Origin of the sequence: Pseudomonas sp., from assembly GCF_049590575.1 — a bacterium.
In the GTDB taxonomy this organism is placed as follows: domain Bacteria; phylum Pseudomonadota; class Gammaproteobacteria; order Pseudomonadales; family Pseudomonadaceae; genus Aquipseudomonas.
In genome coordinates this window covers 26,321-42,096 of sequence record NZ_JBAWDE010000386.1, presented here as the reverse complement: position 1 = coordinate 42,096, position 15,776 = coordinate 26,321, and the positions used below count along the sequence as shown (strand labels likewise).

Annotated in this window: 18 protein-coding genes; 11 read left to right on the top strand and 7 right to left on the bottom strand. The window is 57.6% G+C overall.

What is annotated here, in order from left to right:
- The first annotated feature begins 136 nt into the window (after positions 1-136).
- The 8 genes from WBR57_RS26765 (at position 137) to WBR57_RS26730 (ending at position 7,989) form a co-directional block, all read left to right on the top strand.
- Positions 137-1,165 carry a Gfo/Idh/MocA family protein gene (locus tag WBR57_RS26765; protein ID WP_424088115.1) on the top strand — a complete coding sequence of 343 codons (1,029 nt, stop codon included), beginning with the start codon at positions 137-139 and terminating at the stop codon, positions 1,163-1,165.
- Between the two features lie 127 nt (positions 1,166-1,292).
- Positions 1,293-1,472, top strand: coding sequence for a hypothetical protein (locus tag WBR57_RS26760; RefSeq protein ID WP_076952495.1), 180 nt, complete (start codon positions 1,293-1,295; stop codon positions 1,470-1,472).
- Positions 1,473-1,520: 48 nt separating this feature from the next.
- Positions 1,521-2,456, top strand: a complete 936-nt coding sequence (locus WBR57_RS26755; protein WP_424088113.1) for a sugar ABC transporter substrate-binding protein — start codon at positions 1,521-1,523, stop codon at positions 2,454-2,456.
- 66 nt (positions 2,457-2,522) lie between these two features.
- Positions 2,523-4,076 carry a sugar ABC transporter ATP-binding protein gene (locus tag WBR57_RS26750; RefSeq protein ID WP_424088111.1) on the top strand — a complete coding sequence of 518 codons (1,554 nt, stop codon included), beginning with the start codon at positions 2,523-2,525 and terminating at the stop codon, positions 4,074-4,076.
- Between the two features lie 31 nt (positions 4,077-4,107).
- Positions 4,108-5,130 (top strand): ABC transporter permease, encoded by a 1,023-nt coding sequence (locus WBR57_RS26745; protein WP_032885788.1) that lies wholly within the window; start codon positions 4,108-4,110, stop codon positions 5,128-5,130.
- Between the two features lie 342 nt (positions 5,131-5,472).
- Positions 5,473-5,877, top strand: a complete 405-nt coding sequence (locus WBR57_RS26740) for a TraR/DksA family transcriptional regulator (protein WP_010564800.1) — start codon at positions 5,473-5,475, stop codon at positions 5,875-5,877.
- A gap of 97 nt (positions 5,878-5,974) precedes the next feature.
- Positions 5,975-7,657, top strand: coding sequence for a methyl-accepting chemotaxis protein (locus WBR57_RS26735; protein WP_424088107.1), 1,683 nt, complete (start codon positions 5,975-5,977; stop codon positions 7,655-7,657).
- A 128-nt stretch (positions 7,658-7,785) separates the two neighbouring features.
- On the top strand, positions 7,786-7,989 hold the full coding sequence (locus WBR57_RS26730; protein WP_065906309.1) for a hypothetical protein: 204 nt from the start codon (positions 7,786-7,788) through the stop codon (positions 7,987-7,989).
- A 7-nt stretch (positions 7,990-7,996) separates the two neighbouring features.
- Here WBR57_RS26730 and WBR57_RS26725 read toward each other — a convergent pair whose 3' ends face one another.
- The 3 genes from WBR57_RS26725 to WBR57_RS26715 form a co-directional block, all read right to left on the bottom strand.
- A complete protein-coding gene (locus WBR57_RS26725; protein WP_424088104.1) occupies positions 7,997-8,233 on the bottom strand; it encodes a DUF2789 domain-containing protein in 237 nt (78 codons plus the stop codon).
- 70 nt (positions 8,234-8,303) lie between these two features.
- Complete coding sequence (locus WBR57_RS26720; protein ID WP_122542956.1) at positions 8,304-8,534, bottom strand: hypothetical protein; 231 nt, start codon at positions 8,532-8,534, stop codon at positions 8,304-8,306.
- A 111-nt stretch (positions 8,535-8,645) separates the two neighbouring features.
- Complete coding sequence (locus WBR57_RS26715) at positions 8,646-8,918, bottom strand: hypothetical protein (protein ID WP_424088102.1); 273 nt, start codon at positions 8,916-8,918, stop codon at positions 8,646-8,648.
- Between the two features lie 419 nt (positions 8,919-9,337).
- Between WBR57_RS26715 and WBR57_RS26710 the strand changes: the two genes are divergently transcribed.
- Positions 9,338-9,787 (top strand): hypothetical protein, encoded by a 450-nt coding sequence (locus WBR57_RS26710; RefSeq protein ID WP_205900074.1) that lies wholly within the window; start codon positions 9,338-9,340, stop codon positions 9,785-9,787.
- Positions 9,788-9,920: 133 nt separating this feature from the next.
- A complete protein-coding gene (locus WBR57_RS26705) occupies positions 9,921-10,937 on the top strand; it encodes an ABC transporter substrate-binding protein (RefSeq protein WP_424088100.1) in 1,017 nt (338 codons plus the stop codon).
- 70 nt (positions 10,938-11,007) lie between these two features.
- Here the strand turns inward: WBR57_RS26705 and WBR57_RS26700 are convergent, their stop codons facing one another.
- Positions 11,008-13,134 (bottom strand): TonB-dependent receptor, encoded by a 2,127-nt coding sequence (locus WBR57_RS26700; protein ID WP_424088098.1) that lies wholly within the window; start codon positions 13,132-13,134, stop codon positions 11,008-11,010.
- 95 nt (positions 13,135-13,229) lie between these two features.
- On the bottom strand, positions 13,230-13,619 hold the full coding sequence (locus tag WBR57_RS26695) for a DUF2946 domain-containing protein (protein WP_424088096.1): 390 nt from the start codon (positions 13,617-13,619) through the stop codon (positions 13,230-13,232).
- 93 nt (positions 13,620-13,712) lie between these two features.
- Between WBR57_RS26695 and WBR57_RS26690 the strand changes: the two genes are divergently transcribed.
- Entirely contained in the window at positions 13,713-14,150 is a 438-nt protein-coding gene (locus WBR57_RS26690) for a DUF3995 domain-containing protein (RefSeq protein WP_424088094.1), read from the top strand.
- A gap of 7 nt (positions 14,151-14,157) precedes the next feature.
- On the opposite strand, the gene WBR57_RS26685 is transcribed toward WBR57_RS26690, so the two are convergent.
- Complete coding sequence (locus tag WBR57_RS26685; protein WP_424088092.1) at positions 14,158-14,541, bottom strand: hypothetical protein; 384 nt, start codon at positions 14,539-14,541, stop codon at positions 14,158-14,160.
- Positions 14,542-15,077: 536 nt separating this feature from the next.
- On the bottom strand, positions 15,078-15,728 hold the full coding sequence (locus WBR57_RS26680) for a hypothetical protein (RefSeq protein WP_424088090.1): 651 nt from the start codon (positions 15,726-15,728) through the stop codon (positions 15,078-15,080).
- Between the last annotated feature and the right edge of the window lie 48 nt (positions 15,729-15,776).

Here is a 15,776-nt window from a genome sequence, read left to right as displayed (position 1 = left end):
GCGGTGTATCAGTCAACCCGCCCGGTGACTGACCCAGCGCATTCGCGAGCAAGCCCGCTCCCACATAAAGCGAGATCCGGGAGTATCCGAAAATGCGTATCGCCCTGGATCCCTACCTGTATAGAGGAATCAACCCATGCGAATCGGACTGGTTGGATACGGCCACGGAGGGCGCTTCTTTCATGCGCCGCTGATTGCAACTCTGCCCGGCGCAACGTTCGTCGGTGTAGTAACCCGTTCTGCCGAGCGGCGCCAACAGTTAAATGCCGACCACCCCGGCGTCCAGGCCTTTGACAGCATCGGCCAGATCGTCGAGGCCGGCGTCGATGCCCTGGTGATTTCCACCACCCTCAAAGGCCGCCCGGCCCTGGTGTTGGAGGCCATCGAGCATGGCGTGGCGGTGGTCAGCGACAAACCCTTCGCCGCCAATGCCGAACAGGCCCAGGCGCTGATTATCGCTGCCGAACGCCAGGGCGTGCTGCTCAGCGTCTACCAGAACCGCCGTTGGGATTCGGACTTTCTGACCCTGCGCAAACTGATCGACGCCGGCGCGCTGGGGCAGATCACCCGATTTGAATCGCGCGTCGAACGCTTCAGCCCGCAGGCGGTGGGCAATGCCAGCGGTGGCGGCTGGCTGCGCGACTTGGGCAGCCATCTGGTGGACCAGGCGCTGCAACTGTTCGGCCCGGTGGACCGAGTGTTCGCGCAATTGCAGTTCAGCCCGCAGCATCCCAGCCTCGATCACGGCTTCTTTGTTTCCCTGACCCACGCCAACGGGGTGATTTCACACCTGTGGGGCAGTGCGCTGCAAAACAGCCAGGCCCCGCGTTTTCGCGTCAGCGGCACCTTGGGCTGCTACACCGTCGAGGGCCTGGACGGACAGGAAGACGCCTTGATGGCCGGCAAGTCGCCGAAAACCGAAGGTGAGCACTGGGGCGCGGAAGAACATCGACGCTGGGGCTGGTTTGAACAGGGTCAGGAGCGTGAACGGGTGCCCTCGGAAAAAGGCTGCTGGACGCAGTTCTATCAGCAGTTGCAAGCTGCCGTGCAAGGGCAGGGGCCGCTGCCTGTGGATGCCTATGACGCGCTGGAAACCACCCGTATATTGGACGCCGCACGCCTGAGCGCCGAGCGCCAGCAGGTGGTTTCAACAAAAATAGAATAAAATTCTAAAACAGGTTGATATGGAAATTATTTTCCAATAAAGTCTTTTCCAGGTTGCATAAAGTACGTTCGGACTCGATTCGCGCGACTCAACAAAAACAAGATCAAAAACAACCAGGTACCGTCAGATGAAAATCTTCAACGCTGTACTGCGAGTTTTACGCCCTGCCCACACGCCCCGCGGTCTGCCCCGCGCCCGGCCGTTTTATTTCTCCTTCCTTAATGTGCTGTGCGTCGAAAACCAAGGCGCCCTGGTCTGCTGCATTCCAGGTGCACCGGTCGTTCGACTGCCGTCGTCCTCGCTCTGATAAACGCAACGTCCACAAAACCAACAAGAAATTGGAGACAGACCGTTCATGAAGACCCCGATCCGTTTTACCGCGCTGGCTTTATCCCTGATGCTGGCCAGCGGTTTTGCCAGCGCCGCCGACATCAAGGTCGGCGTGAGCATGTCCGCGTTCGATGACACCTTCCTCACTTACCTGCGCGAAGACATGGACAAGCAAGCCAAGTCCTATCCCAAGGGCGACGGCGTGCAGCTGCAGTTCGAAGACGCCCGCGCCGATGTGGTCAAGCAACTGAGCCAGGTCGAGAACTTTATCAGCCAGAAAGTCGACGCCATCATCGTCAACCCGGTCGACACTGCTTCCACCAAGAACATCATCAATGCCGCGACCAAGGCGGGCATCCCGCTGGTGTTCGTCAACCGCCGTCCCGACCAGAAGGACTTGCCCAAGGACGTCGTGGCCGTGACCTCCGATGACGTCGAGGCCGGCAAGCTGCAAATGCAATACATCGCTGAAAAACTCGGTGGCAAGGGCAAGATCGTGATCCTGCTGGGCGACTTGGCCAACAACTCCACCACCAACCGCACCAAGGGCGTCAAGGAAGTGTTGGCCAAGTACCCGGACATCAAGATCGAACAGGAACAGACCGGCATCTGGCTGCGGGACAAGGGCATGACCCTGGTCAACGATTGGCTGACCCAAGGCCGTGAGTTCAATGCGGTGTTGGCCAACAACGATGAAATGGCAATCGGCGCATCCATGGCGCTGAAATCGGCCGGCAAGGAAAAGGGCAGTGTGTTGATCGCTGGGGTCGACGGTACGCCGGACGGCTTGAATGCGATCACCAAGGGTGACATGGCCGCCTCCGCGTTCCAGGACGCCAAGGGCCAGGCAGTGGGCTCGGTGGAAGCGGCACGCAAGATGGCCAAGAACGAGCCGGTCGAGCAGAACGTGATTATCCCGTTCCAGCTGATCACTCCGGAAAATGTCGCCAAGTTCAAGTAGCCCTGACATAACAACAATGAACCGGCAGGGCGGTCGTGCCCGCCCCTGCTGATGGAGTACCGTCTTATGCTCGCTCAAGCCGCTGTCTCGCAGCCTCCCGGTATCCAGCCGTTGCCGCTGGAAGAACCCTACCTGCTGGAAATCGTCAATATCAGCAAAGGCTTTCCCGGTGTCGTAGCCCTGGCCGATGTGCAGTTGCGCGTTCGCCCGGGTTCGGTGCTGGCGCTGATGGGCGAGAACGGTGCGGGCAAGTCGACGCTGATGAAAATCATCGCCGGCATCTACCAGCCCGACGCCGGGGAAATCCGCCTGCGCGGTAAGCCGATTGTGTTCGAAACGCCGCTGGCGGCACAGAAGGCGGGGATCGCGATGATCCACCAGGAACTCAACCTGATGCCGCACATGAGCATCGCCGAAAATATCTGGATCGGCCGCGAGCAGCTCAACAGCCTGCACATGGTCAACCACCGCGAAATGCACCGCGCCACCGCCGAATTGCTGGCGCGCCTGCGGATCAACCTGGACCCCGAAGAACACGTCGGTAACCTGAGCATCGCCGAGCGGCAGATGGTCGAGATCGCCAAGGCGGTGTCCTACGACTCCGACATCCTGATCATGGATGAACCGACATCGGCCATTACCGAAAAGGAAGTGGCCCACCTGTTTTCGATCATTGCCGACCTCAAGTCCCAGGGCAAAGGCATCGTCTACATCACCCACAAAATGAATGAAGTGTTTGCCATCGCCGATGAAGTGGCGGTGTTCCGCGACGGCCACTACATCGGCCTGCAGCGCGCCGACAGCATGAACAGCGACAGCCTGATTTCGATGATGGTCGGCCGTGAGCTGAGCCAGTTGTTCCCGGTGCGCGAGACGCCCATCGGCGAGCGGCTGCTGTCGGTGCGCGACCTGCGCCTGGACGGAGTGTTCCAGGGCGTGTCGTTCGACCTGCATGCCGGCGAGATCCTCGGTATCGCCGGGCTGATGGGCTCGGGCCGTACCAACGTGGCGGAGACCATCTTTGGCATCACCCCAAGCGACGGCGGGCAGATTGAACTCGACGGCAAGCCGGTGCGCATCAGCGACCCGCACATGGCCATCGAGAAAGGCTTTGCGCTGTTGACCGAGGACCGCAAGCTCAGTGGGCTGTTCCCGTGCCTGTCGGTGCTGGAAAACATGGAGATGGCCGTGTTGCCACACTACTCAGGTAACGGTTTTATCCAGCAGAAGGCCCTGCGCGCGCTGTGTGAGGACATGTGCAAGAAGCTACGGGTGAAAACGCCTTCCCTGGAGCAGTGCATTGACACCTTGTCCGGCGGCAACCAGCAGAAAGCGCTGCTGGCGCGCTGGCTGATGACCAACCCACGCTTGTTGATTCTTGACGAGCCGACCCGCGGCATTGACGTCGGCGCCAAGGCCGAGATCTACCGTCTGATCTCTTTCCTCGCCAGCGAAGGCATGGCCGTGATCATGATTTCCTCCGAGCTGCCGGAAGTGCTGGGCATGAGCGACCGGGTCATGGTGATGCACGAAGGCGAACTGATGGGCACCCTGGACCGTGCGGATGCGACCCAGGAAAAAGTCATGCAGTTGGCCTCCGGTATGACCGCGGTCCACTGACGAACAGCACAGAATAAGAAGGTGATTGGCTATGAACGCAATAACAGACAACAAGCCTGCCACGGCACCGGTCAAGAACCGCCGACGTTTGCCCACTGAGCTGAGCATCTTCCTGGTGCTGATTGGCATCGGCCTGGTGTTTGAGCTGTTCGGCTGGATCGTGCGTGATCAAAGCTTCCTGATGAACTCCCAGCGCCTGGTGCTGATGATCCTGCAAGTGTCGATCATCGGCCTGCTGGCCATCGGCGTGACCCAGGTGATTATCACCACGGGGATCGATTTGTCTTCGGGCTCAGTCCTCGCGTTGTCGGCGATGATCGCCGCCAGTTTGGCGCAGACCTCCGACTTTTCCCGCGCGGTGTTCCCCAGCCTGACTGACCTGCCGGTGTGGATCCCGGTGGCCATGGGCCTGGGTGTCGGGCTGCTGGCAGGGGCGATCAACGGCAGCATTATCGCCGTGACCGGTATCCCGCCGTTTATTGCGACCCTGGGCATGATGGTCTCGGCCCGTGGCCTGGCGCGTTACTACACCGAGGGCCAGCCGGTGAGCATGCTTTCGGATTCGTACACGGCCATCGGCCATGGCGCGATGCCGGTGATCATCTTCCTGGTGGTGGCGGTGATCTTCCATATCGCCCTGCGCTACACCAAGTACGGCAAGTACACCTACGCCATCGGCGGCAATATGCAGGCGGCGCGCACCTCGGGGATTAACGTCAAGCGCCACCTGATCATCGTCTACAGCATTGCCGGGTTGCTGGCGGGGCTCGCAGGCGTGGTGGCTTCGGCACGCGCCGCCACCGGCCAGGCCGGCATGGGCATGTCGTATGAGCTGGACGCGATTGCCGCCGCAGTGATCGGCGGCACCAGCCTGGCGGGCGGGGTAGGGCGCATCACCGGTACCGTGATCGGCGCGCTGATCCTTGGGGTGATGGCCAGCGGGTTTACCTTTGTCGGGGTGGACGCGTACATCCAGGACATCATCAAGGGTCTGATCATCGTGGTGGCGGTGGTGATCGACCAATACCGCAACAAGCGCAAACTGAAACGCTGACGCCATACAAATGTGGGAGGGGGCTGCCCCTTCCCACATCTGCGGAATACCAGGCAGTTCTAACCGTTTGTCTTCTATATAGCTCCACTCACTTGAATTTCTTGCTATAAACGCACTCCGATATCCATTCGCCAAGCCCGTCCTGGTGCCTTTTGGGGGTATATCGGAAAAAATGCCTGTCTTTTCAGTTGCTGAGCCCTCAAGTCGGCCTTAGACTGCCGCCCCTCGTAAATTGAGTGCCGGGTGGCGCTTGAAATGGACGGCGCCTTTCCGAGGCCAGCAGAGGCCTGCCGGAACGCTCCCTTATTCGCCTTAATGCACGTATTTTTTATAGAGAAATCAATGACAAAGGAAAAGTTGCTGGCCATGCCGGCGGATGACTACATGAATGCCGAACAGCACGCTTTTTTCGAGCAGTTGCTGCAAGACATGAAAGTGGAACACCACGAGCGCATTGAACAGAACCGTATCGCTATTGAAAGCCTGGACACCCCGGCCGACCCTGCCGACGCCGCTTCCGTTGAAGAAGAACGCACCTGGCTGGTAAACGCCATCGACCGCGACCAGCGCATGCTGCCGCAGCTTGAGCGTGCACTGGAGCGCATCAAGGAAGATTCCTTTGGCTGGTGTGACGACAGCGGCGAGCCTATCGGCCTCAAGCGCCTGCTGATCAGCCCGACCACCAAATACTGCATCGAAGCGCAAGAGCGTCACGAGCAGATCGACAAGCACCAGCGCCAAGCCTGATGCCGTGAAACCAGGGGGCGCCTTACGAGCGACCCCCGAAGAAACATCCGTTACGCCGCGTCTATTGATCTGCTGCAAGCTATCCCACTAAAGGCCCATGGATAATGGCCTGATAGTGGCGTTTAATGCAGCGACAATAACGACAAGCAGTGGGGTGACGACGATGGCTGGAGACGGATCTCTGATGGGCGCAGCAGTGCCACCGCAAAGGGTGGTGCGCGGGTTGCCCGGCTGGCTGACGCCGCTTTTGCAGAGCACCGCCCTGGTGCTGGTGCTGCTGGGCCTGGCGTTTGCCAGCCTGCCGATATATCTCTGCCTGCCACTGGCCCTGCTGGTCATCTGGCTGCCCAGCCTGAAAGATCGTACATCGCGCGCGGCACCGTCCGAGGCCATCGATGCGATTGGCGAGCTGACCCGCGACCTGTCCTATACCACCAGCCACAATGCACTCTCCGCTGCTGGCGTGGCCTATTCGGTCAAGCAACTGGCGGCGCGCGTGCAGTCGCAATTGGGCGCGGCCAAGCAGATCGTCAGCAGTGCCGAAGTGATGATCGGCACGGAAAAGGTCACCTCTCAACTCAGCCGTGAAGCCCTGCAAGCTGCCAGCCAGGCCCACCAGCGCAGCACTGAAGGCCGCGAGGTGCTGGTCAAGTCGATCACCCGTATGCACCAGCTCAGCCAGCGTGCGAACGCCAGCCGCGAGCTGATCGAGGCCTTAAGCCAGCGCAGCGAAGAGATCCAGCAGGTAACCCTGGTGATCCAGTCCATCGCCAGCCAGACCAACCTGCTGGCGCTGAACGCGGCGATCGAAGCCGCGCGGGCCGGTGAGCACGGGCGCGGGTTTGCCGTGGTCGCGGATGAAGTGCGTGGCCTGGCGGGCCGCACGGCCACGGCCACCGATGAAGTCGGGGTGATGGTAGCCGATATCCAGCAACGCACGGCCCAGGTGGTCGAGCAGATACGCCAGCTTTCGGCGGACTTGCACACCGGTGTCGAGCAGGTGGAGCACGCGGGCGAACAGCTGGAAAGCATCGCCAGCCTGGCGGCGGGCGTGGAAGGGCAAGTCAATGAAATCGCCCAGGGCGCCGACACCAACCGCACCCAGCTCGACAGCCTGTTCCATGCAGTGGAGCAAATGCGCAGCGACTTGGCCGTGAGCGACCAGCAGACCCGCCAGCTGGCCGATGCAGCGGTGCAGATGGAAGGCCAGGCCGAAACCATCAGCGAACGCCTGGCGGAGGTCGGTCTGGATGACTATCACCAGCGCATCTATGACCTGGCGCGTGAAGGCGCGAGCCGGATCGCCGCGCAATTCGAGGCCGATGTGCAGCAGCACCGCGTCAGCCTGGATGACCTGTTCGACCGCAGCTACACGCTGATCCCCAATACCAACCCAAACAAATACCACAGCCGCTTTGACGGCTACACCGACCAGGTGTTGCCGGCAATTCAGGAAGCATTGTTGCCGCGCCACGAGGGGCTGGTGTTCGCCATCGCCTGCACGCCTCAGGGCTATGTGCCAACGCACAACAAGGCGTTTTCCCAGGCGTTGACCGGTGATGCCCAGGTGGATGCTGTACAGAATCGCACCAAACGCAAATTTGAAGACCGCACCGGCATTCGCTGTGGCAGTCATCAGCAGGCCGTCTTGCTGCAAACCTACACCCGCGATACCGGCGAGCTGATGCACGACCTGTCGGTGCCGATCATGGTCAACGGCAGGCACTGGGGCGGCTTGCGCCTGGGGTATAAACCGGAAGGAGCGAAGGGCGGGCGCTAGGGATTATTGCGATTCATGCAATGCAGCTATTCCGGGGATAGCTTTTTCCAACGGGAGGAAAACCGTAGCATGGCGCACATTGTTAGCCAGCTAACTAATGTTGCGGGCTCATGTTGCGGAGAGAATCCATGCAAACCAAAGTTGATGTCGCCGTGATGATCGGCAGTGGCGTCCCTCCAACCCTGCGTGCGCTGGGCCAGAAGGCCTGCTGGGTGGTGTTGCTCAACGGTGAGCAACGCGGTACCGCGTTCGCCAGCCGCGATGAAGCCGAAGAGTGCAGGGCTGCCTGGCAGGCGCTGTTGCGCCTGGAGCAGTCAGACAGCCTGCACTGAGCGCGGATCAGTTCGATTGGTGCAGGCGTTGGTTCAATTCATCCACCGCAATGGCCCATTCGGCGTCATCGCCAAGCTCTTCCTTGAGAAACCCGGCTTGTTGCTTCGTCCAGAAGGGCGCATCGACCAGCTTCACGTCCTCAGGCAACGGATGCTCAGCAATAAAGGCGTCGATAGCCTCCGGCGAGGACTCCAGGCCAAGTTGATTAAACAGGGTTTCGAGGGTAGGGATTGGCGCGTCCATTTGGTTCTCCATGCAGGGTGGGTCGTTATGCATGGGAGGCTGAGGGGGCGGCAGAGTTCGAATTTGTTGATCAGGAGTTCAGTGCACCCGAATCCACTGCGCTTTTCAGTGCCTTGGCGGCATCTTTTGCGGCGATGGCAGCAGCTTCGACGGTCTTGAACCAGCGGTCTTTTTCCACCTGGTGCGTGGTGATCGTGGTCAGTGGTGGCTTGGCGCGCATCACAATGACCGCTTGAAATTCGCCCTCTACCTCTCTTGCGTCGCCATGGATGAAAAATTCGCCGATATCAAATTCCGTCACGTATGCCTTCCCTTGGAGATAACTGCACTGGTGAAACCTGGCCCGGAGGGGCAAACTTCAGTGGACGGGCCAGTATGGCAGTTGTTGCGGGTCGGCGGCGCAGTAAAGTCATCAAGCTGACGAAACGATTGCCCCATCGGGTTGCTGCAGGATCGCTTCGAGTTTTTTAGCCAGTTCGCACGCCTGGATATGATCGCTGCGAAAGCCTTTGACCCGGCCACTGATCACTTCACGGATATGAAAGAAGTTTCTGCCGGCAGGTACGACTTGGTAAAGAACAGGATCCGAGTATCCGCGGCAGCCGTGCAAGGGGTAGTATTGCGCGTCGTTATGACTTGATGAACGAGTGCGCGAAGACATAACGTGATTATTCGGTCGTTGCATGGCCTGCTCCTTTCGATCGATCCGGTTGACCTGCCAGTAGTGTTTTGAGTAGTTTTGCGCTGTACAGCTGTTCTAGTATTGTCGTCAGTGCCTGGCGTCTGGTTCCATCGCCAGGTATGTGTTCTTGTGTGGAACGTCGGAAAACTGCGTTTTTAATAGGGTCATTGTCTGAAGTTGGTCGGCTCGTGTTCTCGGGCCGTTGAACCTGTGATCTCCTGTGATGCCTGATGACCTTGCACAAGGTTGATCACGTACGCCTGTACTAGTCTTATGACGCTACAGCGTGATCTTCTTCAGTTTTTTTTCAGTGAATGTGTTGTGTGCTCGTGCCTTGATGGCCGATTTTTCGTGCTGCCCGCCCTGGCGGACAGCGCTCTTTTCGATGTGGGGGCGTTTCCTTGGCAGTCAGTAATCTGGATATGCACGCGTTATTCGTGCTGGGTGATTTGCGCGCAAAGTTGGTCAAACAGTTTCAATCCCGTTTCGTTTACATCACTGAGCAGACGCCGGAAGGCATCTATATCGCCGAAATCGATACCGAGGCGGCCATGGTGGTCGATGACAAACCACGCCTTGAACTCAAAGTGGGTGATCATTTCCGCGCAGCAGTATTGCCCAGTCGTGAAGGCGGCAAGTTTGAGCTCAAGTTCCGTGACATCAAATTAACGGTCTATGGCCTGGGCGATTACGCCTTTGTTTCTTCAGCCGAAGGCCAGGGCATCGTGTTCAAGGAAGGCCACAGCGTGATGCTGGCGTTTGCCGCCAACGAGCAACTGCAGGAAGGCCTGACCAAAACCCTTAAAGCCGTGACCGGCAAGGCCGCTAAGTGGCGCAAGGGTGAACTGGTGACGTTCAAGGCCAGCGAGTGATTACTTAAATATCCTGTCCATGTTTATCTCCCGGAACCTCTACTACAGTTGAGTTGACTTAACTATTCAGAGGCTTCGCGCATACGCAGCAAAGCCGTCCGCCATTGGCTGCGATATCGCGAGGTGCGAAGGCATGAAAGGATTGAGAACGCTGTTGGCTGCGTCCCTGACCACCCTGGGACTGTCGGTGGCTACGCTGCCGGTTTCGGCCGCCGAGGCGCCGATACATTTTGCCGACCTGAACTGGGAAAGCGGCAGCCTTATCACCGAAGTGCTGCGGGTCATTGTCGAGAAGGGCTATGACTTGCCCACCGACACTTTGCCCGGCACCACCATCACCTTGGAAACCGCCCTGGCAAAGAATGACATCCAGGTCATCGGTGAAGAGTGGGCTGGCCGCAGCCCGGTGTGGGTCAAGGCCGAGGCCGAAGGCAAAGTGGTCGGCCTGGGCGATACGGTCAAGGGTGCCACCGAGGGCTGGTGGGTGCCCGAGTACGTGGTCAAGGGCGACCCGGCCAAGGGCATCAAGCCGTTGGCACCGGAACTCAAGAGCGTGAAGGACCTTGCGCGTTACAAGGACGTGTTCAAGGACCCGGAATCCCCCGGCAAGGGGCGTTTTCTCAACAGCCCGATCGGCTGGACCTCGGAAGTGGTCAACAAACAGAAGCTCAAGGCTTACGGCCTGGATGACAGCTACGTGAACTTCCGTAGCGGTTCAGGCGCGGCGCTGGATGCGGAAATCGCCTCCTCAATCCGCCGCGGCAAGCCGGTGTTGTTCTACTACTGGTCGCCGACGCCGTTGATGGGGCGCTACAAGTTGATCCAGCTGGAGGAGCCGCCGTTTGATGCCGAGGCGTGGAAGACGCTGACGGACGCGGATAATCCGGATCCAAAGCCTACCCGGTCGCTGGCGTCCAAGTTGAGTATCGGCGTGTCCACCCCGTTCCAGAAGGAACACCCGCAGATTGCCGGATTCTTCGAGAAGGTCGAGTTTCCGATTGAGCCGCTGAACAAGGCGTTGGCGAGCATGAGCGAGAATCACACCGCGCCGCGCGAGGTTGCGCAGGTGTTTCTAAAGGAACATCCCGAGGTGTGGAAAGCCTGGTTGACCGAGGATGTGGCGCAGAAGGTTGAGGCAAGTTTGAAGTAAGCCCTTCTCGGCGCAGACTGCAGATCAGGCAAATGGGGGAGGGCAAGCCTCTCCCATGTGCGTTGCAGGTCTAGAACCGGGTTTGCACTGCCAGCTCGAACGTCCTCGGTGATCCCAGGTAATACGCCGGCGACACGTGGGCAAACTCGGCATACACCTCATTCGTGAGGTTGCGCACACGGCCCGTCACCGAGGTATGCGCGTCCACTTTGTAACGCAGGAACGTTCCGAACAGCGTGTAAGCCGGCACTGTCTGGGTGTTGGCGTTATCTGCATACACCTCGGCCACATAGCGCGCATCCACGCCACCTTGCCAGTCTTCGGCGAAATCATAGGTCAGCCACAAGTTGCCCACGCGCTTGGGCACATTGGTCGGCGTATTGCCTTTGCGCGACACCACGGCGCCGCTGGCAATCTTCTCATTGAACGCGTCGTACTCGGCATCCACCCAGGCGACGTTGCCTTCTGCCAACAGCCTCGGCGTGATGCGCAACGAGCTGGCGACCTCAATACCCCTGGATGACTGCGCACCCACCGGGATGCTGCTGGTCGGGTCCAGCGGGTCGGTGACGGCGAAGTCCTTGCGCTCGATCTTATAAGCCGCCACGGTGGCCGAGCCGCGGCCGTCGAGGTAGTCGAACTTGCTGCCGACCTCCCATTGCTTGCCCGTGGAAACGTCGAACACCTGGGTCGTGGTGCTCGGTTGTTCGGCGGCCGTGCTGTATTGCACGTACACATTGGCCGAGGGGATGAATTGGTAGGTCAGGCCCACGCGGCCGGTCACCGGTTCCCAACTGCGCTTGACGTGCCGTGGGTTGGTGGCCGTTACCGCGCGGTGGTTGGTCACGTCCAGGTCGATGGCGTCATAACGCAGGCCAGTCAGCAGTGACAATTTGTCAGTGAGGCCCAGGCGGTTTTCCACGAATAACGCCTTGGTGGTGACCTCATTGGTCTTGTCGTTACCGAAGCTCTCACGGGTTCGCGGCAGGTCGTAGAAGTGCCCAGGGTTGTAGTTGTTCGGGTCGACTGTGTTGTTGCCGGGTACATTCAGCGGGGTGCTGGTGGTGCTGTTGACCTTGTATTCAAAGCCGCCGGACCAGGTGGTCGACAGGCCGAAGAGGCTATCGTCGTGGCGCAGTTCGAACTGGTTGCCATGCTGTTCGCCTTGATGGCGCACCTGATACGCGGTGGAGCGGTTTACCGCAGTGTTACTGGCGTTGTACTGGTAGGTTTCCAGGTTGCGGTAATCGCGCTGGCTGTCCAGATGGTAGAGGGTGTTCTTCAGGGTGGTGCTGTCGTTGATGCGGTAGTCGATGATCGAACGGGCCCAAAGCGTGCGCTGCTCGTAACGACCGTCGGCAACGTTGTAGTTGTTGAAGCGATTGTGCTTGTCGATCTTCAGTTCGCCCACCTTGGGGTTGAGCACCGGCGTGCCCCAGTAGGGGCTGTCTTCATGCTCATCCTGGTATTCCAGCGCCAGGGTGTGGGACAGGTTGGGGGTCAGGTCGCTGAGCAGCGAGAATGCCAGGCTCCAGGCGTCACGCTGATCACGGTCGATGTAACTGTGGTTGGTGTTGCGGCTCACGTCCAGGCGCGCGTAATGCTGCACATCGGCGCCGGGGTCGGTCAGGGCGTGATTGACGCCAAACGCCATGCCGGCCGTGTCATAGCTGCCATAGGTGAGCTGGCCTTCGGCAGCCTGTTCCTCGCGGGTGGCCAGCTTGGTCACGTAGTTGAGCGAACCGCCCACGGAGCCGGCGCCGTTGATCAGCGAGGAAGGGCCGCCCACCAATTCCACCCGGTCATAGACCCAGGCATCCACTGGCCGGGCCAGGCCGGTGGCGACGTTGATACCGTTGAACATCTGCGTGATCTGGCTGCTGGTGAATCCTCGATACGACACAAAACCGCCAAACCCTGGCGGCGCACTCGCGTTGACGCCGGGCAGGGTGTTGGCCGCGTCGCGAAAGGTCTTGGCGCCATGGCGCTCGATGTCATTGCGATTGGCGATGGCCACCGACGCCGGGGTTTCCCGCACGCTCAATCCCAACCGCGATGCCACGCCACTGGACTGGTCGAGGGTCAGGCCGGGCTCGGCGGACTGGTCGCCGTCAATGGTGGTAGGCGCCAGTTCGATCGCCCAGGTACACACAGGCAGGCAGCCGAACAGGCCTGCCAACAGAGGTAAATGTTTCATGCTTGAATCCTGAAAAACTTGGCTTGAAAGCAACGCACGGCCACGCGTATTTCCTCGCGGAAACGCTGGTCAGTGCAGATCAGAAAGCGAAGGGATCAGGCGAGGGCAGGCGGCGCGCGCGGGTGCGCCGTGGGCCAGGTGAAGCGGGCAGGGATGTCGGCAGCCAGGACAATGGCTGGCGGTGGGGCGTGGGGTTGCGGCAATACCGCCACATTCAGGCTCGAACTCAGCGCCGGGCCCATGCCGCCCGTGGAACACAGTGGGCAGCCAAATGCCTTGGCCAGCGTCGGCAGGTTCTCATCGGTGGAGTTGGACGGCTGCGGCGCCTGGGTGCGCGGGTCCACGGTACAGAACTGCCCGCCGATGCCATTGAGCTGCATCCCCACCATCTGCCCGTGACCCATACTGCAGGCGAACACATTGAACAGGACGCAGCAATACAGCATCCAGGCAATGAGTGAGCGGTCGGCACGGGCGATTTTCATGGGGCGGCACTTTACCATCAGCCGCCGACGAAATGCCTGCAAAAAATATCAGGCCGACTATGCTGTTTCGCACCTTTTCAGGGAGAGCCAGCCATGAGCTTCGTTGTCGCACGATGGATTGTCGGCGTGTTTACCTGCATCAGCATGGTCCACCTGTACTGGGCCGCCGGCGGCAAACTCGGCAGTCTCGCCGCCATCCCCCAACTACCCGGCGAATTCGCCCGCGGGCCACGCCCGGCATTCAAACCCTCGGCGCTCGGCACTTTCCTGGTGGCAATGGGCTTGGTGGCGATTGCGCTACTTGTCTGCCTACGAGCTGGGCTGTACTTTTCGGCGGTGTCCCATGGGGCACTTCAGTGGGGGATCAGTGCGATTGCCGTGGTGATGTTTGCCAGGGCGATAGGGGACTCGGAGTTGGTGGGGTTTTTCAAGAAAGTGGGTGGGTCCAGGTTTGCGAAGTTGGATACGTATTTTTATTCGCCGTTGTGTTTGGTGTTGGGGGTTGGGTTGTTGGTGGTGGCGTGGGGGTGAGTCGGTTTTAGAGGTTTGTTGGGTATAAATAGACGTTGGTTGCTCGCAATTCAACAAAGCCCGATGGTTGAGGGATTGGTTCGTCGGTTTCAATGAGGATTATTGAGTCTGCGAATTTTAAGGCTGTACACTCTTCGCTTGAGTCTTGGATGATTTCGGCGGTTATGTGTGTCACCTTGCCTATCACAGTTATGTATGGTGCGTTGCGGGAGGATGGTATTAGGTTTTTACCCCATGAAAAAACTTCATCTAAATCGAGTTCTACATCTAGCTCGTCACCGATTTTGGGAGTGGTACCGACCCATCGTGCTGTACCATTTCCGATCTCGGATTGAAAATTTACGAGGGCCGCGTCAAGTACTTCCTGTAAGTCAGTTATTTGTATTTTCATAAAATATCCTCGAATTCTACGTGGCTTTCAGATGACAGGCAGGTAATTCAGGTCAATGATTTCGAAGTAACTTAGGTGTGTTGAGGCAGGTCGGAAAATATTCAAAGTGCTTTTTATAAGTATTCAGAGTTTATGAAGTAAATATCGTCGTAGGCGAGGCCGGCAATGAAGGTTAAATTATTTTCAAACACTTTTCTAGTTTTTTCTCTGCTAGTCTAAAAGTCACCAGGTCTGAGGGGACGGTCAAAAACAAATACCGATTTTCAACTTTCCTCAATCCATTTTACTGTCGAGAAAAATACTGCTCTGACGATGGATGCGTTATCTTCTTAAGAGAGAACATCAAAAATAATCTCCTAATAATTGATGGCTAAATTAAATTTTCGTCGAAATAATTCATCTTTAAAAGTTGTTTTTTAGTGTTTGTATAATTTTATTAATTAAGTTGGCTGCCAGCCTTTGGAAGTGTTCTGAATCTCTACGGGGTATGAATTTGTTTAAACAAGCAAGTCATTTGAAGGTGATATAGGGGTTGGTCATGTTTTTTGAATTTTGTTTATGTAGTTTGATACATCCTCCACGTTAATTTTATTAAATTGGCTTTGAGCTGCTTTTATAATTGTGTCGGTTTCCATAGATGTGTTGTGGAAAATTTGAGCTGTGGCATGCGTTTCTGCATCATAAAACCGACATATTAATGTGTCTTTTTGAGAGTCAAGAAATTTACTGATTTTTAATGGGGTTATACATTTTTCAAATATGGTCATCCTTAACCAGAATTCTTCTATTTCTTCTTCGGATTTCTGAGCCACTAACAGTGTGTTATGTGAGCCCTCGAAGGTTTGGTCTTGGATGTGTTTGGGGTCGCTTGGAAGGTTCCTGATTGTCGAATAAATTCCACTTTGATCATTTTTTTTACACAGGTCCCCCTCGTGAAGAGTTCTGGCGATATGTTTTTTAAATAGATACTCTTCAGATGTAGAGTTGAAGTCAGCGGTTAGCGTTGATCGCCATTCTCTTTTGAATGGCCACGTTTCTGATAATTGCTCCATTACATTGCACCATGATTCCCAGGCGCAGTTAAAGTTATGACTTAAGAATGTCGTCGTGGAAAATTTCGAGTCGTTGGTTGGATATAGACTTTCCCAAGGTCTAACGCCACGTTCATTTATGTATACTGTTTTCATATTTTATTTCTTGAAGTATGTGTGTGAGTCATCGCTGATCTTAAAAAG